The following is a 20190-nucleotide window of genomic DNA, read 5'->3' on the forward strand; positions in this document are numbered from 1 at the left end:
CAGTCACGGCTGTCATGAGATGGACATGCGGAACGCACGGGTAAAGACATGTTCGGGATGTTTCGATCCCGCCGTCCGCCGGAGTGCGCCCTTCCGCACCTCCGGGAACTCCGGAACGCTCCCAGGGGCTGCGCGAAGGCGGCGCAAGCGCTGTAATACGGACGTGGTGACTGAGGGTGGTGCGCGGCAGGGAGGGCGGGCGCCGCGTGCCGAAGTGGCCCTCAAGACCGTCGGGGCGGATCCGCACTCACCCGAACGGGTGAGGCGGACTCTGGAGCAGGCGCTCGTCTTCGCGGGCGCCTCCTGCGCCGCCGGCTACGCGCCCGGCGCCGACGGCCTGCTGTGCCTCGTCGACTCCGCGGGCGTCCCGCGCACCCTCTTCGGCCTGCGCGAGACCTACCCGCCCGACGGGAACTCCCCGGTCGCCCTCGCCGTCCGCACCAAACGCCCCGTACGGCTCGGCCCCGGCGACCTCGCCGACTGCGCGGAATCCCGCCGGATGGCCGCCGGAGAGGTCCACCTGACCGCCCTGCCGGCCGGCGGCGGCTGCCTGGTCGCCGTCGGGGAGCGGCCCTTCGACGCCGACGACCGTGAGTGCCTCGCCCTCGTCGCCGACGCCCTCACCTGGCCCGAGTCCCCGGCCACCGTGCCCGACGAGGTCGGCGGCGACGGCTTCGCGCTCGCCATGGACACCGGCCGCGTCGAGGCCGGCGACCGCCTCCTGGAGCTGTTCGGGATCGCCCGCGAGCAGTTCGACGGCCGCGTGGAGACCCTCCTCGGCCTCGCCGTCCCCGAGGACCTCCCCGCCCTGATGTCGGTCGTCGAGGCCGACCACATGTCCCTCGGCGACCGCGAACTGGAGTTCCGGGTCATCGGCCCCACCGGCACGCCCCGCTGGCTGCGCCTGAGCGGACGCCTCGCCCACGCCGAGGCGGGCCGCCCCGTACGGCTCGTCGGCACGGTCGCCGACGCCGCCGCCGTACGCCCCGAGGTCACCGACGTCGCCCGCGTCCAGCGGCTCGCCGCCGCCCTCTCCACCGCCGGGACCGTCCGCGACGTCAGCCACGCCGTCGTCTCCGCCCTGCGCGGACCCCTGCGCGCCGACCGGATCGCCCTCGCCGAACTGGAGGGCGAGCGGCTCGTCGTCACCGTCCTCGACCCGCCCTACCCCGAGTCCTGGCCCGAGCTGTGGCGCCTGGAGTGGCGCGGCGAGTGGCCCGACGCGCCCATGGGGTCCCTGCCGACGCTGGCCGCCGTGCTGCGCGAGGGGCGGGTCCGGATCTGGAACGCCGGAACCGCCCTGGAACCGGCGCTCGGCGAACTCGGGCCCGGCGGCCTCGCCGTGCTGCCGCTGGCCGCCGCGGGCCGTACGGTCGGCGCCTGCCTCGTCGGCTGGAACGCCCCGCACGACTTCGGCCCCGACGAGCGCGCCCTCCTCACCGCCTCCGCCGGGCTCGCCGGACAGGCCCTCACCCGCGCCCACGCCTTCGACGCCGAGCACGAACTCGTCGGCATGCTCCAGCGCCAGCTCCTGCCCCGCAGCCTGCCCCGCCTGCCCGGCGGCGTCGCCGTCGCCCGCTACCTCCCCGCGACGGCCGGTCTTGAGGTCGGCGGCGACTGGTACGACGTCATCCCCCTGCCCGACAACCACGTCGCCCTCGTCATCGGCGACGTCCAGGGCCACAGCACCGCCGCCGCGACCCTCATGGGCCAGATGCGCACCGCCCTGCGCGCCTACTCCACCGAGGGCCACCCGCCCGACGTCGTCGTCGCCCACGCCAACCGCCTCCTCCTCGAACTGGAGACGGACCTCTTCGTCACCTGCGTGTACGTCGACGTCGACATGGAGTCCGGCACCGCCTGGTGCGTCCGCGCGGGGCACCCGCCGCCCGCCCTGCGTCACCCGGACGGCTCAACGGAGGTCGTCGACGAGGACGGGGGGCCGCCGCTCGGTGTCGTCGCCCAGGCGGAGTTCCCGCTCGTGCCGCTGCGGCTGCGGGAGGGGACGGTCGTCGCGCTCATGACGGACGGCCTCGTCGAGTCCGCCGGCTCCTCCATGGACGAGGGCTTCGCACGGCTCTGCGCGGGGCTCGCCGCCGCCGACCCCGCCCACCTCGACCTCGTCGCCGACGGCCTCCTCACGCAGGCGCACCGCGGCGACGACATCGCCCTGCTCCTCCTGCGCTACGACGGCATGTCGGTCCGGCCCCTCCGCGAGGGCTGGACCGTCTGGCGGGTCCCCGAGGCATCCCGCCACGCCCGCCGCTTCACACGGCGCACGCTGAAGAGCTGGGGGGTCGGGGACTCCGAGCTGGACGGCGCGCTCCTGGCCGTGTCCGAGCTGGTCACGAACGCGCTGATCCACACGGAGGGCCAGGTCCGCCTGGACATGACCCTGCTGGGCCGCCGTCTGCGGCTCGCGGTCACGGACACGTCACCCAGAACGCCCGTGAAACCGACGGGCCTGGGCTGGGAGGCGACCGGCGGGCGGGGAATCCTGCTGGTGGAGGCCATGTCGGAGGCGTGGGGGACGGTACCGGTCAGCGGGGGGAAACAGGTGTGGTGCGAACTGCGGCTGGACACATAGGGCCTGTCCGGCGGATGCGTATGCCAGACCCCGCGACCGCGGCCCGAGCCGCCGGACAGGCCCTGGTCACGTCAGCCGCCCCCGTGCCGCAGCCTGGATCTTCGACGGGCCCAGCCCCCATTCCAGCATCCGCCCCACCGCCGTGGCCAGCGGCCGGTCCCAGGCGGTGCGGACCGCGGCCGGACGCCGGATGCCCAGTTCCGCACGCGCCCAATCCGGCAGCAGCCCTGTCGACGCGTTCATGAGCCGCCCCACCACCAGCCGCTCCCGCCGGGTACGCCCGAAGCGCCGCAGGAACAGGACGGAGTCCAGCGCGGCCGGGGTGGCGTGGAGGCGGGGGCGGAGCCGGTCGAGGTACCGGGCGACTTCGAGCGACGTACGCGGTACGCCCCGCGCGCCCAGTGCCTCGGCGACGGGAGCGACCTGGTCGTAGTACGCGTCGCACTCGGCCGGCGTCAGCCGCTGCGCGCGGGGCGCGTACGCCTGGTGCCCGGCGAGGAAGCTGCTCACCTCGGCGGTGTGCACCCAGGTGAGCAGGGCGGGGTCGTCCGCGCGGTACGGGCGGCCGTCGGGCGCCGTGCCGTTCACCTTGGTGTGGATGCGCTTGACCAGGTCGATCACCTCGCGGGCGGCCGGCGCGGAGCCGAACGTCGTCGTCGTGACGAACCGCACGGTCCCGTTCAGCCGCCCGACCGGATCCGCGCGGAAGTCGGAGTGCTGGTCGACCCCCGCCATGGCCAGCGGATGCAGCGACTGGAGCATCAGCGCGGCGAACCCCCCGGTCAGCATCCCGGTGGCCTGCCCGTGCACCCGCCACACCGGATCACCGGGCACGATCCCGAACAGCCCCGGATCACCGGGAGGCTCCGCGTACCGCTCCAGGTGCAGATCACCACCGTGCATGGTCGCCGTCAGCTCCGCGGAGATCCGCTCGCGCAGTCCCACCCACACCTCCAGGCTCTCGCCCGAGGGTACCGACACCGCCTAGCGCGGTGCCCGCAGCCACTGGCTGAGCAGCGTGAACGCCTCCGGGTACTCCGCCTTCCAGGTGTTGTAGTTGTGCCCGCCACTGCTCAGCAGCTGGGTACGGATCTCCACCTGCGTCCCCGCGGCGGCTGCCACGAACTGCTCGATGGAGGAGGCCGGGCTCAGCCGGTCCTGGCGGGACGTCGCGAGGAAGAGGCTCACCCGTGCCCTGGTCCCCTTGACCATGTGGGTGGGGGCGTTGCGGCGGCGCACGGCGGGGTCGGTGAGGACCGACGTGTCGCCGGTCAGCGGGTCGGGGTCGAGGGCCGCGCCCGCGCCGAACACCTTGGGGAACTGGAGGGGCAGCTTCACGGCGCAGAACCCGCCCGTGGAGTACCCGGCGACCCCCCACCCGCCGGGCCCGCCGATCGTCCGGAACTTCGTCCGGACCAGGTCGGGCACGTCGGCGGAGAGCCAGGTGGCGACCTTGTGGCCGGGCAGGTCACTGCAATCCGTGTCGACGCTGCCGGGGTTCACGACCGGCATGACCAGGATGAAGGGGTGGACGGCGCGCCGCGCCAGCAGGTCCGCGAAGTCGCCCGGCATCCCGCCGTGCTCCAGCCAGGACTGCGGCGAACCCGGCACCCCGTGCAGCAGCATCAGCACGGGGAAGCGCTTGGTGCGGTACGCGGCCTCGTCGTACTGCGGCGGCGTCCACACCAGGACCTGCCCGGACAGCAGCGACTTCTTGCCCCGGAAGTAGGTGTCGAGGACGCCGTCCTGCGTGCCCTTGCTGAACTTGGCCCGGTCGACCGGCGGCCCCGGCATGGTCATCGCGGTCGTGTTGTCCGTGCCCATCAGGTCGTCCCAGGAGGCGTACAGGCCGTAACTGTTGTTGATCCACACGGCCACCACGGAGATCGCGGTGAGCTGGCACACGCCGATCAGCACCGCCTGCACCGCCCACCGCACCACACGCGGTCCCCGAACCCTCGCCCACAACGCGATGGTCGCCACCACCGCCAGCGCGGTCACCGCCACGAGAACGACGAAGAACGCCGTACCTGTCAGCGACATGACCACCTCCTGATCCTTACCGGACAACTTTGCTACTTCTGTACCAAAGAGACGGGCCGAGGACCGTTCCTGTTGGCCATGGAACGGTCAAGGATCTCCGAGTCCGGCAGGTCGGCGGCTGGTGGGATACAAGAGCAGAAACTTACTCATGAGTCAGAAGTATTGACGCTGTCCGGAAAACAACCGAATGTAATGGACATGCCGAATATTCGGGCTCGTCTGCTCGCTGTTCTGGTTGTCCTCTGCGGATTCCTGGCGACGCTGGTCCCACAGGCCGGTGCCGCCGCCCCTGTCCCCGACTCCCTGTCGTTCGACGGCACCGCCCTCACCGTCGCGAACGGCCGCTTCGTCGACGCCACCGGCCGTGAGGTCGTGCTGCGCGGCTACAACGTCTCCGGCGAGACCAAGCTCGACGAGAACAAGGGCCTGCCCTTCGCCTCCGTCGCCGACGCCAAGAAGTCCGCCACCGCGCTGCGCGCCCTCGGCGGCGGGAACTCCGTACGCTTCCTCCTCTCCTGGGCCTACGCCGAACCCGTACGCGGACAGCTCGACGCCGCGTACATCTCGGCCGCCACCGCCCAGATCGGCGCCTTCCTGGACGCCGGGATCCGGGTCTACCCCGACTTCCACCAGGACCTGTACTCCCGGTACGTCTTCAACTCCGGCAGCTGGTACACCGGCGACGGTGCCCCCAAGTGGGCCGTGGACCTCGGGGGTTACCCGCGGGAGTCGTGCGGCATCTGCATCATGTGGGGCCAGAACATCACCCAGAACAACGCGGTGAAGGCCGGCCAGTACGACTTCTGGCACAACAACCACGGCGTCCAGGACAGCTTCCTGACGACCGCTCAGAAAGTCATGGCCCATCTCAAGCAGAACCTGACGGATGATCAGTTCAAGGGTGTCATCGGCTTCAACCCCTACAACGAGCCCTACGCCGGCACCTACGACTCCGGCCAGAAGAGCCGGAGTTGGGAGCAGGACCTGCTCTGGCCGTTCTACGTGAAGTTCCGCGCCCGCATGGACGCGGCGGGCTGGCAGGACAAGCCCGCGATGATCGAACCCAACCTCTTCTGGAACGGCAACGTCAGCAAGGAGGAGGGCGGCTTCCTCGACGTCGGAACCCTCGGCTCCCGCTACGTCTTCAACACCCACTTCTACGACCAGAAGGCCATCTCCGGCATCCTCATGTGGGGCAACGCCTCCGACGGCCAGTACGTCACCGACTTCGGCACCGTCCGCGACCGCGCCACGGCGACGGGGACGACGGCCATCGTCAGCGAGTTCGGCCACCCCCTGGCCGGCGCGACCGCCGGCAAGGCCCCGACCGTCCTCAAGGCCATGTACCAGGCCCTCGACTCCCGCGTGAAGGGCGCCAACTGGTGGTCCACGCCCGCGAGTTCGGGCCCCGTCATGTCCGGCTCGCAGTGGCAGTGGGACATCTACAACGGACGCCACCACGAATACATGAACGGCAACCCCGACAAGCTCCTCACCACCGGCGACGCCTGGAACGACGAGGACCTCTCCGCCGTACGCCTCGACGACTCCGGAACGCCGGTGCTGCGGCAGGACGGACGGCTCCTCGACCGGGTCTACCCGAGCGCCACCGCCGGTACGACGCTGGCGTTCACCTACGAGGACCGCTCACGCGACGGCTCGACCGTCCTGACCTGGAACCCGGTGCCCAGCTCGCTGCCGAACGTGTCCTCGCTCGTCGGGTCGGGGCAGTACAGCGTGCTCGTGTGGCGCTCCAACGGGGGCTCCGCGCCCACCGAGTTGCACCTCCCGGCGACCTTCCCGACGGCCACGACCACCGTCGTCTCCGACCTCGGGACGGTGTACGGGCCGGGCGCGTACCCGGCGTCCACGAAGATCGGCGCGGCGGCCGAACCGGGCGGTACCGGGAGCCGGCGGCTGCTGCTGAGCACCTCCGACTCGGGGACCCTGCACTACGCGCTCGTCACCAACGGGGCGTCCTCGCCGTCGAGTTCGGCGCTGGCGGCGGCCCGTGCGGAGCTGGCGGGCTGGGTGGCACAGAAGTTCGGCTGAGCACGTGGCTGTGCCCCCCTTCCGGCTGAAGGGGGGCACGGTTCTCGTGATCAGGACGGGCTCGTCCAGGTGGCCGCGACATGCCCCAGCCGGACGCGCTGCGGGTGGTCGCCCACCGGTACCGACGTCACCTTCTGGCCGGTCGCGAAGTCGATCGCGGTGACCTGGTCGGCGCCGCTCTCCGAGACGACGCACGCCTTGCCGTCGCCGCTGACCGTCGCCCAGTAGGGCTTGGAGGCGGTGACCAGCGGGCCTTCCTGGAGCGTCGTGCGGTTCACGACGGTCGCGTAGTCGTCCATCGTGCCCGCGACGCACAGCTTGCTGCCGTCCGGGCTCATCGAAAGGCCGTGGTGGCGCGAGTCGTTGACGAAGCTGTTGCGCTCGTCGCTGGTCGCCGGGTTCTTCGGGAGGGTCTTCGTGCGGGTGATGCGGTCGGTCGCGAGGTCGTACTCGAAGAAGCCGTTGAAGAACGACACCTGGAAGTAGAGCTTCGACTCGTCCGGCGAGAACACCGCCGGGCGGACCGCATCCGAGTAGTCGGTCAGGCCGAGCGCGTCCAGCTTCGGACGCATGTCGATGACCTTGACCTGCTGGTACGTGGTCGCGTCGACGACCGTGATGCGCCGGTCGCCCTTCGTCCAGTCCTGCCAGGGCGCGTCGAGGGCCGTGTTCACGTCCCCGATCGACATGTTGTAGATGTACTTGCCGTCCTTGGTGAAGATGTTCTCGTGCGGCTTGTCGCCGGTGGCGAACTTGCCCAGTTGGCGGCCCGTGGTGATGTCCAGCACGTGCACGGTGTTCGAGATCGAGGCGGAGACCGCGACGCGCGTGCCGTCGGGGGAGACCGCCATGTGGTCGGAGCGGTAACCCGACACCGGGAAGCGCCAGTTGATGGCCCCGGTGGCGAGATCGATGGACACGACGTCGGCGAAGCTCGGGCGGGAGACGACCACCGACGACCCGTCGGGCGTGGTGTACATGTCGTCCACGAACTGGTCGTGGCCCTCACCGACGCCGTTGCGGATCGCCATGAAGTAGATCCACTTGATCGGATTGGCGTTGATCTCCGCCATCCGCTGGTCCTTGTCCGGGATGACGTTGATGCGGCCGATCTTCGCGTAGTCGCCGGTCGACTTGATGACGTCGGCGGTGCCGTCCCAGTTGTTCCCGACGAACAGCACCTCGCGCAGCGCCGCCGCGTCCGGGGCGGCGTGCGCGGAGGCGACAGGGGCGGCGAGAGTCAGGGTGAGAGCGGCGGCAATCGTGCACAGGTGCCTGGATCTGACAGCAGGCATGGGGGGTGTTGCCTCCATCCGAGGGCGGTGACAGGGGTGAAAGCGGCTCCGCCAGATCTGAAGACGTGCGATTCCAGATCTGACTTACTGGAAAGTAAGGAGGGGGTGGCCTTCGCCACAAGACTTCGGACACGACAAAATTGGCCGCAGGAGCGAACGAGGAGGGTCATTGACGGGCAGGCTCAAAGGGCCGACCGGTCGGTACGGTGGCAAGAGCGCGGAAGAACGGCAGGCCGAACGGCGTCGCCGCTTCCTCGCGGCTGCCCTGGAGCTGTTCGGGGGAGCGCCGGGGTACCGGGGCACGACCGTCGCCGCGCTCAGCGAGGCCGCGGGGCTGTCCACCCGCCAGTTCTACGAGGAGTTCCGGACGCTGGAGGATGTGCTCGCCGCGCTGCACCTCCAGGTGAACGACTGGGCCGAGGAGGCGGTGCTCGACACGTTCGCCGCGGTGGACGACCTGCCGCTGGTCGAGCGCGTGACCGCGATCTTCCGCGCGTACGCCCGCAACGTGACGACCGACCCCCGCCGCATCCGCATCACGTTCGTCGAGATCGTGGGGGTCAGTCCTCGGCTGGAGTCCCAGCGTCTTGCCCGGCGGGCCCGGTGGATCGACCTGATCGTGGCGGAGGCTTCGGCTGCGGCGCTCCGCGGTGAGGCGGTCGAGCGGGACTACCGGCTGGCGGCGACCGCGTTCATCGGGAGTGTGAACGGGCTGCTGCACGACTGGAGCGCGGGGTGGGTGGAGGCGGGGCTGGACGAGGTGGTGGATGAGCTGGTGAGGCAGTTGCTGGGGATCTTGCGGCCGGTGGGGGAGTGGCCGATTGAGGGGTGGGAGGGAGAGGGAGGGGGGTGAACGGGGGTGGCTGGGTGCGGGCTCGTTGTGGCTGGTCGCGCAGTTCCCCGCGCCCCTTAGGCCGTGGGGGTGGCCGTGAGTTGTCGGGTGACCGGCCGTGGGGTGCGCGCCCGTCGCCCGCAATCCGCTCGCCTTCGGTGCTTCACCCTAGCTGTCCCACTGCCTCCACCACCCTCCTCACCCCGTCCTCCCTCCGAACCCGCTCCCCCAACTCCCTCGCCCGCTCCCCGAATTGCGCCTCCCCCGTCGCCCGCCGCAGCGCCTCCGCGAACCGTTCCGTCGTCAGCCCGCGCAGCGGGAGCGCCTCCGGGGCCACCCCCAGTGTGACCAGGCGTCTCGCCCAGAAACCCTCGTCGAACTGGATCGGTACCGGCACCGAGGGGACCCCGGCTCGGATGCCCGCCGCCGTCGTGCCCGCGCCGCAGTGATGGACGACCGCCGCCATCCGGGGGAAGAGCACCGAGTGCGGTACGTCCTCGATCGTGAGGATGTCGTCGCCCTGCGCCGCGAGGTCCGCCCAGCCGCGCTGGATCACTCCCCGGAGCCCGGCCATCCGCAGCGCCCGGACGATCTGGGTGCTCAGCGCCACCGGGTCGGGGACCGTCGCGCTGCCCAGGCCGACGAAGACCGGTGGGGGACCGGCGTCCAGGAAGTCCCTTAGGCGAGCCGGGAGTTGGGTGGTCGTGTCGTACGGCCACCAGTAGCCCGTGACCTCCAGGTCCGCGCGCCAGTCCGTGGGGCGGGGGACGACCGAGGGGCTGAAGCCGTGCAGCATCGGGCGGCGGGGCCGGCGTCGGCGGCGCGGAGGGCGGGGTACCCCCAACTCCGCGCGGACCGAAGGGAGTGCGGGGGCGAAGACGTGGTCCACGGAGCGGTCGACGACGTGGCCCGCGAGGAGGTTCAGGAGCGGGCCGTAGGAGCCCGCGCCGAGCATCGGGGGCGCGAACTCCCGTGTAGCGATGATGGGTTGGAGGGGGAGGTCCAGCGCGGGGAGGTCGAGGGCCTCGGCGACGACATGGCCCAGCGGGGACAGGGACGCGGACAGGAGCAGCGCGTCGCTCTTGCGGGCCGCCGCGACGACGTCGTACGCCATCTCGCCGACCAGCGACCGGGCCATCCCCACCACGCGGGCCAGTTTCCCGAGGCCGCTGCCGCTGCGGTGCAGGCCACGGCCGCGCGCGGACTCCAGCTCGGCGCGGGGGTCGACGGGCAGCGCGTGGAAGGCGACGCCGGACCCGGCGACGAGGGGTTCGAAGCGGGCGTGGGTGACCAGGGTGACCTCGTGTCCGGCGCCCGCCAGGGCATGGCCGACCCCGGTGAAGGGGGCCACGTCGCCCCGGGAACCCGCCGTCATGATCGCGACTCGCACGAGCGACAGTATGGCGGCCGGGGCGTCGTGGAGGGGTGAACGACCCTGGAAAAAGAGCCAGTTCACTCCTGTCCCAGCCGTTGACTTCGTTACTCGCCGGTTCTATTTTCGGCCCGCGACACGTTCGATTCGTCGATCCCTGTTCGATACTCCGGACGAAATGCCGCTTCCCCCCGACCCTTACGGAGCCGCATGTACCCCCCTCTCCTGCGCCGGTGCAGATCCGTCGCCGCCCTCGCCCTGTCAGCGGCGGCGGCTCTCCTGTTCGTCCAGCCGGTCCCCGCCCAGGCCGCGACCTCGCGCCAGATCGCCGTACCGAGCGCGCCGATGGGCTGGGCCTCCTGGAACAGCTTCGCCGCGAAGATCGACTACGGCGTCATCAAACAGCAGGTCGACGCGTTCGTGGCGGCCGGGCTGCCGGAGGCCGGGTACCGGTACGTCAACATCGACGAGGGCTGGTGGCAGGGGACGCGGGACGCCGCCGGGAACATCACCGTCGACCAGTCCGAGTGGCCCGGCGGCATGGCCGCGATCGCCGACTACATCCACAGCAAGGGCCTCAAGGCCGGGATCTACACCGACGCGGGGAAGGACGGCTGCGGGTACTACTACCCGACCGGCCGCCCCGCCGCGCCCGGCTCCGGCAGCGAGGGCCACTACGACCAGGACATGCTCCAGTTCTCGAAGTGGGGCTTCGACTTCGTGAAGGTCGACTGGTGCGGCGGCGACGCGGAGGGCCTCGACCCGGCGGCCACGTACCGGTCCATCAGTGACGCGATCACCCGCGCGACCGCCGCCACCGGGCGCCCGATGACGCTGTCGCTGTGCAACTGGGGCCGCGAGAACCCCTGGAACTGGGCGCCCGGCCAGGGCGCGATGTGGCGCACCAACGACGACATCATCCTCTACGGCAACAAGCCGTCCATGACGAACCTGCTCACCAACTTCGACCGGAACCTGCACCCCACCGCGCAGCACACCGGCTACTACAACGACGCCGACATGCTGATGACCGGCATGGACGGCTTCACCGCGGCCCAGAACCGCACCCACATGAACCTCTGGGCGATCTCCGGCGCTCCCCTCCTCGCGGGCAACAACCTGTCGACGATGACCGCCGAGACGGCCGCGATCCTCAAGAACCCCGAGGTCATCGCCGTCGACCAGGACCCGCGCGGGCTCCAGGGCGTCAAGGTCTCCGAGGACACGACCGGGCTCCAGGCGTACGGCAAGGTCCTCGCCGGCAACGGCAACCGCGCCGTCGTCCTCCTCAACCGCACGTCCGCCGCCGCGAACATCGCCGTCCGCTGGTCCGACCTCGGCCTCACGGACACGCCCGCGACGGTCCGTGACCTCTGGGCCCGCACCGACGTCGGCTCCTACAACGGGAGTTACACCGCCAGTGTCCCGGCGGGCGGCTCCCTCATGCTCACCGTCACCGGTGGCACCGAGGCCGCGTCCAGTGTCCACACCGGCACCTCCTCCTTCTCCGGCGTCACCGCCGGATCCGGGGGCCTCAAGGTCGTCGACGTCGCGTACGTCAACAACACGTCGTCCACCCGCACCGCCACGCTCAGCGTCAACGGCCAGCACACGACGGCGGTCTCCTTCCCGCCGACGGGCGCCTCCCCAGGCACGATCAGCGTCCAGGTCTCCCTGGCGAAGGGCTCCGCCAACACCCTGACCTTCACCGGCGCACCGACACTGGCCGACATCACAATCCATCCGCTACCGGGAACGAACGGCACCGAACTCATCGGCACCCAGTCCACCCGCTGCCTCGACATCGACGACAACACCATCACCAACGGCACCCAGGCCCAGCTCTGGGACTGCAACGCCGGCCAGAACCAGACCTGGACGTACACCTCCCGCAAGGAACTCGTCGTCTACGGCGACAAGTGCCTCGACGCGTACAACCTCGGCACCACCAACGGCACGAAAACCGTCATCTGGGACTGCAACGGCCAGAACAACCAGAAGTGGAACCTCAACCCGGACGGCACGATCACGAACGTCAACGCGGGCCTCTGCCTCGACGCGAACGCCGCGGGCACGGCCAACGGCACGCGACTCGTCCTGTGGACCTGCAACGGCCAGTCCAACCAGAAGTGGACGCGCAACTGACCGCACCGAGAGGGCGCCCCTGCCGCCGGCCAGGGGCGCTACCGCCGCGCGGGCGCGACACGACCTGACCGGCTTCCCCGCGGAGCGCACCGCGTCGGTCACGGCCCGGGGCCAGGGTAAACCAGTTGGTCGGTGGGGCGGGGGTGGTGAGAATCCCGGGGATGGATGTTTTCGTGTGCGGTGGGTGTGGGGGCGAACTCAGCTGTCCTGTGGAGGAAGTTGTGTTGCCGGCGCATGCGCGGCAGCGGGTGGGGCATGACTTGTTGCCTGCGCTCATGGAGCCGGGGACCTATGCCGTTGATCCGGAGCCGGCCGGTCCGCCGTGGCGGGCGTGGGATGAGGTCGGGGTCGAAGGGGCCGCCGGACGGGGGGTGTTTGCGCCGGTGCCGGGTTTTTCGGACGGGCCGGTGGGTGCGGTCGTTCTTGCGCCGGGGGATGTGCGAGGGACGGTGTTGATTCCTGAGCGGTGTGATGGTTACTGCCTGGGGCTGGATGGGAGGGACGGTCCGAATCTGGCCTGTGGGACGTGCGGTAGGGCGGTGGCGACGCGGATCGACGACTGCACGTTCTGGCAGGAGGTGCGGCTGGAGCCGGCTGAGGTGCGACGTGTGCGGGGTGCCGGGCGGTCGGGGGCGGACTGGGGCGCACTCGCCTCGGAGTACGAGTGCGTTCCTCTGGTCGAGCCTTCCCGGACCTGGAACACGGGTGGGGATGTGTTCGACGAGTACTGGAGTCCCCGTTGGGAAGCCGCGATCGGTGCGGCGCTGGTCGATCTGCTGGTGGAGACCGGGGGAGAGCCCGTCAGGTTCAGCGGCGGCGGGCTTCTCGCGCACCTCTTCGGGCGGACACTCGCCAAGCTCCTCCCGGCAGGCCCGCCGACGCGCACCGTGGGACTCGCCGGACCGGGCATCGACTCCGGCGCAGACATCGCCGTGGTGCCCCTGCACCCGCGTACAGGCGAGGTGTGGCGGCCTGGTCGGGCAGCCGGGATCGTGCCGCTGGACGCGCGGATGTGGTTGTATCCGGCGCTCGGGATCGTCGCGCGGGAGTCCCTGCCGACGCCGGTGAGCGGCGGGATGCCGGAGGGGGTGCGGGGGGACTACCCGGTGTCGGAGCGGCTCGGCGACGCCTTCCGCCCTGACCGGGAGGTCTTCCGCCACCGCCTCGCCCGCCATCCCGCCGTCCGTGAGCCGTGGCTGCGGGCCATCCACGACCAGGGGTACTTCTGAGGTTCAGTCCGACGCCTCCTCGTCCCAGGCCTGGATCATCGTCTGGCGGACGATCTTGCCGTCCCGCAGGGAGACCGCGGACTCCGCGAGGACGCGGGTGCCGTCGGCGTACTGGCAGGACTCCGTGTAGGCGAGTTCGTCTCCCTGGACGACGCAGTGTTCGAGTTTGTGGGTCATGTCGCGGCTGTAGACGTCGTCGAGCATCGCGGCGATCTCGGTGCGGCCGTGCAGGACGAGGGGGTGGCTCGGCTGGGTGTTGCGGTCGATCACGCGGATCTCCGCGTCGTCGGCGTACAGCGACAGCAGCGTCTCGGAGGTGGCCGACTGCTCGATGCCCCGGCGCAGGGTGTCGGTGTCGAAGGTGGTGCCCATGGTGATGACCTCCTGAGGAGGGCCGCGGGCCGAGACGGGGACGGGCCGTAGGGCCCCCACCCTTACGAGCGTCCTCCGCAGCCGCGCCGCAGGCAACCGCTCAGCCTGTCGAGTGAGCGCCGGTCACCACCCGTTACCGCTCGGGTGCCGGGCGCGTTGCTGAGGGCATGATCTCGACTCGACGCATGCTCGCCGCCGCCGCTCTCGCCGCCGGTGTCGCCGGCCTCGCCGCCCCGATGGCGAACGCCGCGGACGCCGTTCCGACGGACGACGGCAAGCTCAACCCGATCGCCCTGCTCGACGACCTCGCCGTCAGCGACATCCCCGCCGAACACCGCGACAAGATGCCGAGCGTGTCCGGCCAGGTCAGCGAGGTGAAGAAGCTCGGCGGCATCCCGAACGAGCTGGGCCAGCTGCACCAGCTCACCGACCTCGCCGCCCCGGTGACGGGCCTGCTCCCGGCCATCGAGGGCTGAACCGGCCACGGGACGAGGGCCGGCCGGGGAAACCTCCGGCCGGCCCTCGCGCCATGTCCGGCCCGGGGAGCCCAGCCCGGCAAGTTCAGCCGGGGAGTCCGGCTCAGGGAGTTCGGCCCGGCAAGTTCGGCCAGGGAGTCCGGCCCAGGGAGTTCAGTCCAGGAAGTGGAACCCCGGCCGCGGATGCATCAGGAACTCGTGGTGGGAGATGTTCCACGCGTACGCCCCGGCCATCGAGAACGCCACCCGGTCCCCGGCCCGCACCCCGCCCGCCGGCACACCCCGGGCCAGCAGATCCTTCGGCGTGCACAACTGCCCGGCCAGCGTGACCAGTTCACCGGAAGCGGCGGCACGCGGCCACGGGTGCGCCCACTCCTCGACCGGCAGCACCACGCACGGCTGGTCATGCCCCTTCGTGGCGGGCGTCCGCAGATGATGCGTCCCGCCACGGACGACCGCGAACTCCTCCCCGTGGCTGCGCTTCACGTCGAGCACCTCGGTGACGTACCACCCGCAGTACGCGGTGAGCGCCCGCCCCGGCTCGATCCGCAACGTCAACTCCGGGTGGGCGTCGGCGATTTCCCCCAGCCCCTTGCCGTACGCCACCCAGTCGAACAGGCGTGAAGGATCGCCGTAGTCGACGGCCATCCCCCCGCCCACGTTGACCTCGGCCAGCGGAACCCCGAGCCCGGTGGCCCACTCCACGACGGCCCCGGCGACGGCTACCTGCGCCTCGGCGTCCAGCCCGCTCGCCAAGTGCGCGTGGACGCCGACGAGTTCGAGGCTCCCGTACGCTCCTGAGGCGAGCCCTCGTGCGACGGCCGCAGCCCGCGAGGGGTCCATGCCGAACGGGGTGGGCCGCCCGCCCATCGCGAGCTGACTCCCCGTCAATGCTCCGTCGGGAACGGCCAAGTTGACGCGAGGCAGCACCGAAACCCGCCGCCCGCCAGCCATCGACGCCAGCATCGACAGCTCGTACTCGCTCTCGACGTGGAACCGCTCCACCCCGGCGTCCAGCGCGGCCCGCACCTCGTCCGGCGTCTTCCCGGGCCCGCCGAAGGCCAGGGGGCGACCGGGCACCGCCCGTGCCACGTGGGCGAGTTCACCCCCGGAGGACACCTCGTACCCGTCGACGTACGCCCCCAGCGCGGCGAGGATCTCCGCCTCGGGATTGGCCTTGGCGGCGTAGTACACCTCGACCCGGGAGGGCAACGCGGCCCGGACGGCGGCGGCATGCTCACGCAACGCGGCCAAGTCGTACACGTAGGAAGGGAGTTCAGCGGCGGGAAGGCTCAGCGCGTACTCGTGCACCCGGTTCACCGGCCCACACTCCCCGCGAGGATCGACTCCGCCAGCGGCGAGGCCAGCCGTACGTACCCCGCCTCCCGGTCCGCCTTGCGCTCCCACCGCGTGAGGAGGTTCGCCTTCGCGGGCAACGGCACCCCGGCCAGGAGCGCGGCGAGCCTCGGCGGGCAGCCGTGCCGCGCGGCGTACCCCTCGATCGCGCCCCGCACCCGCGCCCACAACTCGCCCTCCAGGGACGGGTGCAGATCCGCGAGGGCGGCGAGCAGCTCGGCGACGTGGTTGACGAACAGGCAGTACACGACCCGGTCCCAGCCGCGCAGCGCGTCGTACGTCATGGGCCCCGCGACGTCGGCGGGGAGCGCGGCGAGCGTGCCGGAGTGGTGCTCGGGCAGCAGCTTCGTGCCCTCCAGGTCACGGAAGAGGACCTGCGCGGGCATCCCGGAGGCGTCGACGCAGACGAGGACGTTCTGGAGGTGGGGCTCCAGGACGAGCCCGTGGTCGAAGTAGGCGGCGAGGACGGGCGGGAGCAGCAGATCTAGGTACGCCGACCACCAGGCGAGGGCCGTCGCGGGCGCGGCGTCGGGCAGGAGCCGGGAGATCTGCGCGCCGCTCGTGGGGAACTCGTCGGCGACGGCCGCCGCGAGGAGCGCGGTGGCCCCGGGAGCCAGCCGCCGGGGCAGCCCCTCGCGGACGATCACCCCGAACCCCTCCAGGAGATCCCGGTCGGGCCTGCCGTCGGGACCGGGCAACGCCAGGGAACGGTAGGCGGGTTCACGCAGCACGGCCGCCCCGGGGAACCGCTCCGCGAGGTCGGCGAGCGCGGGCGCCAGTAGCCGGGTCAGCGCGACGGCACCGGTCAGCTCGTAACTGCTGTTCTTGCGCAGGCAGTTGGTGATCCGCACGTTCAGACTGAACTTGAGGAACGTCTCCCCGTCGTACAGGGTCCGCACGGACGCCGTCGCGGCGAACTCCCGGCCCCCGGTCCCCAGGTCGACCACGTCACCGCGCTCCAACGCGGCCGACAGCAAGGGGTGTTCGCGCAGATACGCGTACTGCCAAGGGTGCACCGGCAGCAGCCGGTACCCCTCGGGCACCTCCCGCAGCCCGTCCAGCGCCTCACCGGCCCACGCCTGCGCACTCTCGCCGGCGATGAACTCCGGCCGCACAGCCAGGTGTCGGAGCGGGAACACGGCACCGGCCTCCGGCGCGAACGCGGCCCAGTCACGGGCGTCCCCGGTGCGCGCCTTGGGCGTCGGATGGAACCGGTGCCCGAAGAGCAGCGCCTGCTCGGAGGCGAGGTAGGGATCGTCGACACCCTTGCCGGGTACGCCGGTCAGCGCCGCCTCGATCGCGTCGTGACTGGACACGACCTGCGCGAGGAACTCCTCGTTGCGCACGCCGGTCCTGAGCGACAGCTCGTCGTGCGTGAGCCGGGCGAGCCGGCGCCAGCCGATCTCCGCCCACCCGTCGCTCTGCCGCTCGGCGACGGGCCCGGCGAACCGGTGGGCGCCGAGCAGAGAGGTCCGGCGCAGGGCGACGCGCAGGAGAACGCCCCGGCGGGGCAGGCGCAACAGCAGGTGGCCGTCGTCGACGACGCTCTGATGCTCGGGCCCGGACACCTCGCGCAGCAGGCAGTTGAGGAGGGTGTGGGCCACGGCCCGGTCGGCCGTGGGGAGTTCGACAGGGGCGGAGGCTGTGAGGGAGTGCATCAACGGCTCCAGCGAGTACGTGGTGCGAGGAAGAGGGTCGCGAGCGCGGCGGTGGCCGCGGCGGCCCCACCGGTGAGGACGGGGGCCGCCGGACCGTAGCGGGCGCTGCCCGCGGCGGCGGCGACACCGGCGGCGACCGCGCCGGCCTTGGAGAAGAACTCCAGCGACCCGAACATCCCGCCGGGCGCCCGGCCGTGGGCGCAGTCGGCGGCCAGGACGGAGAGACAGACGAGCCCGAGGGTGAGCCCCGCGCCGAGCACGAGCCGCGCCAGGACCAGCGAGGCCAGCGACCCCGCGACCCCGTGCCCGGCCAGCCCCAGCGCGATCAGCACGAACCCCAGCGCCAGCCCGCCCAGCGGCCGGTCCCGGAACGCCGAGTGCACCGGCAACGCCGCGACCAGATAACAGAGATGGGGCAGCGCGAACAGCACCCCGGACAGCGCCGACGACGTCCCGGGCACCCGCTCGTCGACCAGGGAGATCAGATAGGGGAAGGAGATGACGGTGGAGAACACGAACGCGCACTCCAGCGTGTAGAGCACCCGCAGGGACACGACCGGTGTGTGCTCGACGGCCGACTCGGCCTGACGCACGGCCTGTTGAGCCCGCTCCGGCTCCGGCAGCAGCGCCAGCAGCACGGCCGCCGTCAGCGGCAGCACGGCCAGCAGCGCGTACTGCCGGTGCGGCGACAGCCAGCCCGACAGCGAACCGACCACGATCGGCGCCGCGACCAGCGCCGCCCGCGCGCTGCCCTGCATCAGCGTGAGCGCCCGCGACAGCGCCGGACCCTCCAGGGCCGCGCCCAGATAGCCGTTGGACGCGGCGAACGTCCCGCCCAGGATGCCCTGGAGGACGAGCGCCAGCGTGAACGTGAGCAGCGAGTCCGCCCACCCGGCGAGCAGGAACGACAGCGTCAGCCCCAACTGGGCGCGCAACAGCAGTCGTTTACGCCCGAACCGGTCGGCGAGCCGCCCCCACAAGGGCGCCCCCAGCGCGCCGAACACCGTCGGCACGACATACAGCACCCCGGCCCAGCGAGCCTGCTCGTCCCCCAGCTCCGGGAGGATCTCGGTGAGATACGGCGGCAGACCCAGCGCGGCGAACGACGCGACGAAGTAGCACCCCGCCACCGCGTACACCTGGGCCCGCCCGAAGCCGGCGCTCATGAGCCGTTCCCCAGCAGGTAGTTGGGCCCGTCGGTGTAGTGCTTGTTCACGTCGGCCGCCCCGGACCGCTCCTTGGACAGCAGCGTCCCGGCGGACACCATCGCCTTCACCGGCAGCCGGTCAGCCTCCAGAACCCGCTTGCGCAGCACGGCCCCCGCCTCCCCGCCCAGCCGCTCGACGGCCTCGGTGAGCCGCTCGCGGACCAGGTCGAGCAGATCGGGGTCGTCGAGGCCGAACGCGTAGGCGCCGGCGCAGAGATGGACGGTGATGGTCGTGAAGACGTCGGCGATCGGACCGTCGTCCGTGGTGAACGTGCGGAGGTCGTCGAAGGCCGGGACCGCACCGAGCCGCCCGGTGTTGACGCGCGGCCCGTCGTTGTCCTTGAACAGCAGCCTCAGCCGCCCCGGTTCGAGCACCACCGACACGTTCTGCTGGTGCGACTCCAGGGCGACGCCGTACCCGAAGAGGGTGGTGTGCCAGTCGAACAGCAGGGTCAACAGGGCGTCGAAGAAGGCGAGTCGGTCACCTGCGAAGTACCGCTCCGCGAGATGGTCCACCACCAGCCGCCCACCCGGCGCCTCCGCCAGCAGCGCGGCGAGCGGTACGGCCGTCCCGCTCGGCTGCCGACGGCACAGCACCGCCAGCAGTTCGTGCCCGGCGTGCGCGTACGTCGTCTCGTCGGCGTGCAGCACGCTGTCCCGGAACCGGGGTTCACGCTCCAGCACCGCCTCCACGAGCCGCTGTCCCGCAGCGCCGTCCACCAGGGTGCCCGGCTTGATCGAGCGCTTGTTGCGCAGGCCCAGCGTCGAGGTGGCCAGGGGGAGTTTGAGGTGCAGGGAGGGATCGTCGAGGACGGCGACGGTACGCATGGAGAGGGTGGGGACGACGTCCAGGTACGGGACGTCGGAGAGGACAGCGCCGGTTTCCGGCGGGATCGCGTCCACGGTCAACGGGTGGACCGGGAAGGGGAGGTGAGTGTCCGTCAGTTCGGGCAGGCCCAGCGCTTCGAGGGTCGGCCAGACCTCGGGGAGCGTGCCGCTGAGGGTGACCGCCTCGCGGGGGACCGCGACCCACCTCAGGGTGAAACGGGGGTGGAACTCGGGGGCGTACAGCCGGAGTTGCTCGAGGGAGAGGCCCGCGCGTCCCCGTGCCGTCGGGTACACCGGGTGGTCGAGGCGGGCGGCGAGCGTGTCGAGGGCGAGCGTGGGCCAGTCGGCGGGATCGGCGCCGTAGCGCTCGGCCAGCGAGGCGAGCACCGGGGCCCGGGTCTCCTCGTGCAGCCGTACCGTCTCCGCCGTCTGCCGGTACTCCTCCGCGAACGCGTCGAACCCGGGGCGGTCCTCGGGGGCGGCGAGGTCGCGCAGGGCGGCGAGGACGGTGTCGTAGGAGGACAGTTCGGCGCCGTCCCGCACGAGGAGGGGGAGGCGGGCGCGGTGGTCGCTCTGGAAGCCGTCGGTCTCCACGGGGAGCAGCAGATCGGCGCGGCGGAGCCAGAGGCCGTCGGGGTGCTCCTCCAGGGTGCCGAGGGTGCGCAGCCCTACGACGTCCTCGCGGAGGAACGCGGACAGGACCCGCAGCAGCAACTCCCCGCTCGCAGCGGACTGTTG

General features: G+C 71.6%; 15 protein-coding genes. 6 read left to right on the plus strand and 9 right to left on the minus strand.

Annotated elements, in window-relative coordinates:
- Positions 1–163 precede the first annotated feature (163 nt).
- Positions 164–2587 carry a SpoIIE family protein phosphatase gene (locus tag PV682_RS14295; RefSeq protein WP_319729434.1) on the plus strand — a complete coding sequence of 808 codons (2424 nt, stop codon included), beginning with the start codon at positions 164–166 and terminating at the stop codon, positions 2585–2587.
- 66 nt (positions 2588–2653) lie between these two features.
- Here PV682_RS14295 and PV682_RS14300 read toward each other — a convergent pair whose 3' ends face one another.
- Both PV682_RS14300 and PV682_RS14305 read right to left on the minus strand, forming a co-directional pair.
- Positions 2654–3568, minus strand: a complete 915-nt coding sequence (locus tag PV682_RS14300) for an oxygenase MpaB family protein (RefSeq protein ID WP_407705664.1) — start codon at positions 3566–3568, stop codon at positions 2654–2656.
- A 3-nt stretch (positions 3569–3571) separates the two neighbouring features.
- Positions 3572–4630 (minus strand): alpha/beta hydrolase, encoded by a 1059-nt coding sequence (locus PV682_RS14305; RefSeq protein WP_319729437.1) that lies wholly within the window; start codon positions 4628–4630, stop codon positions 3572–3574.
- 192 nt (positions 4631–4822) lie between these two features.
- On the opposite strand from PV682_RS14305, the gene PV682_RS14310 reads away from it, so the two are divergent.
- Entirely contained in the window at positions 4823–6682 is a 1860-nt protein-coding gene (locus PV682_RS14310) for a glycoside hydrolase family 5 protein (protein WP_319729440.1), read from the plus strand.
- Positions 6683–6732: 50 nt separating this feature from the next.
- Here PV682_RS14310 and PV682_RS14315 read toward each other — a convergent pair whose 3' ends face one another.
- The gene (locus PV682_RS14315) at positions 6733–7977 is read right to left on the minus strand and encodes a YncE family protein (protein WP_319729442.1); all 1245 of its coding nucleotides are present in this window, start codon (positions 7975–7977) and stop codon (positions 6733–6735) included.
- A gap of 169 nt (positions 7978–8146) precedes the next feature.
- Between PV682_RS14315 and PV682_RS14320 the strand changes: the two genes are divergently transcribed.
- Positions 8147–8830: a TetR/AcrR family transcriptional regulator gene (locus PV682_RS14320; RefSeq protein WP_319729444.1), complete on the plus strand. Its 684-nt coding sequence runs from the start codon at positions 8147–8149 to the stop codon at positions 8828–8830.
- Positions 8831–8972: 142 nt separating this feature from the next.
- Here PV682_RS14320 and PV682_RS14325 read toward each other — a convergent pair whose 3' ends face one another.
- Complete coding sequence (locus PV682_RS14325; RefSeq protein ID WP_319729593.1) at positions 8973–10184, minus strand: glycosyltransferase; 1212 nt, start codon at positions 10182–10184, stop codon at positions 8973–8975.
- Positions 10185–10391: 207 nt separating this feature from the next.
- On the opposite strand from PV682_RS14325, the gene PV682_RS14330 reads away from it, so the two are divergent.
- Together PV682_RS14330 and PV682_RS14335 are read left to right on the plus strand one after the other, a co-directional pair.
- Positions 10392–12326 carry a ricin-type beta-trefoil lectin domain protein gene (locus PV682_RS14330; RefSeq protein ID WP_319729446.1) on the plus strand — a complete coding sequence of 645 codons (1935 nt, stop codon included), beginning with the start codon at positions 10392–10394 and terminating at the stop codon, positions 12324–12326.
- A gap of 539 nt (positions 12327–12865) precedes the next feature.
- Positions 12866–13555, plus strand: a complete 690-nt coding sequence (locus tag PV682_RS14335; RefSeq protein WP_319729448.1) for a hypothetical protein — start codon at positions 12866–12868, stop codon at positions 13553–13555.
- Between the two features lie 3 nt (positions 13556–13558).
- Here the strand turns inward: PV682_RS14335 and PV682_RS14340 are convergent, their stop codons facing one another.
- A complete protein-coding gene (locus PV682_RS14340) occupies positions 13559–13927 on the minus strand; it encodes a nuclear transport factor 2 family protein (RefSeq protein ID WP_319729451.1) in 369 nt (122 codons plus the stop codon).
- A 167-nt stretch (positions 13928–14094) separates the two neighbouring features.
- On the opposite strand from PV682_RS14340, the gene PV682_RS14345 reads away from it, so the two are divergent.
- On the plus strand, positions 14095–14403 hold the full coding sequence (locus PV682_RS14345; protein ID WP_319729454.1) for a hypothetical protein: 309 nt from the start codon (positions 14095–14097) through the stop codon (positions 14401–14403).
- 153 nt (positions 14404–14556) lie between these two features.
- Here PV682_RS14345 and PV682_RS14350 read toward each other — a convergent pair whose 3' ends face one another.
- From PV682_RS14350 to PV682_RS14365, 4 genes are read right to left on the minus strand one after another with little or no spacing between them, the layout of a single operon-like run.
- A complete protein-coding gene (locus tag PV682_RS14350; RefSeq protein ID WP_319729595.1) occupies positions 14557–15714 on the minus strand; it encodes a type III PLP-dependent enzyme in 1158 nt (385 codons plus the stop codon).
- Between the two features lie 5 nt (positions 15715–15719).
- The gene (locus tag PV682_RS14355) at positions 15720–17417 is read right to left on the minus strand and encodes an IucA/IucC family protein (RefSeq protein ID WP_319729456.1); all 1698 of its coding nucleotides are present in this window, start codon (positions 17415–17417) and stop codon (positions 15720–15722) included.
- Positions 17417–18583, minus strand: a complete 1167-nt coding sequence (locus PV682_RS14360; protein WP_319729458.1) for an MFS transporter — start codon at positions 18581–18583, stop codon at positions 17417–17419. The genes PV682_RS14355 and PV682_RS14360 overlap by 1 nt, the downstream gene beginning before the upstream one ends.
- Positions 18580–20166 (minus strand): IucA/IucC family protein, encoded by a 1587-nt coding sequence (locus PV682_RS14365; protein WP_319729460.1) that lies wholly within the window; start codon positions 20164–20166, stop codon positions 18580–18582. Before PV682_RS14365 ends, PV682_RS14360 begins: the two co-directional genes overlap by 4 nt.
- Positions 20167–20190 lie beyond the last annotated feature (24 nt).

The sequence above is a fragment of the Streptomyces niveiscabiei genome, from assembly GCF_033794345.1.
Taxonomy (GTDB): domain Bacteria; phylum Actinomycetota; class Actinomycetes; order Streptomycetales; family Streptomycetaceae; genus Streptomyces; species Streptomyces niveiscabiei.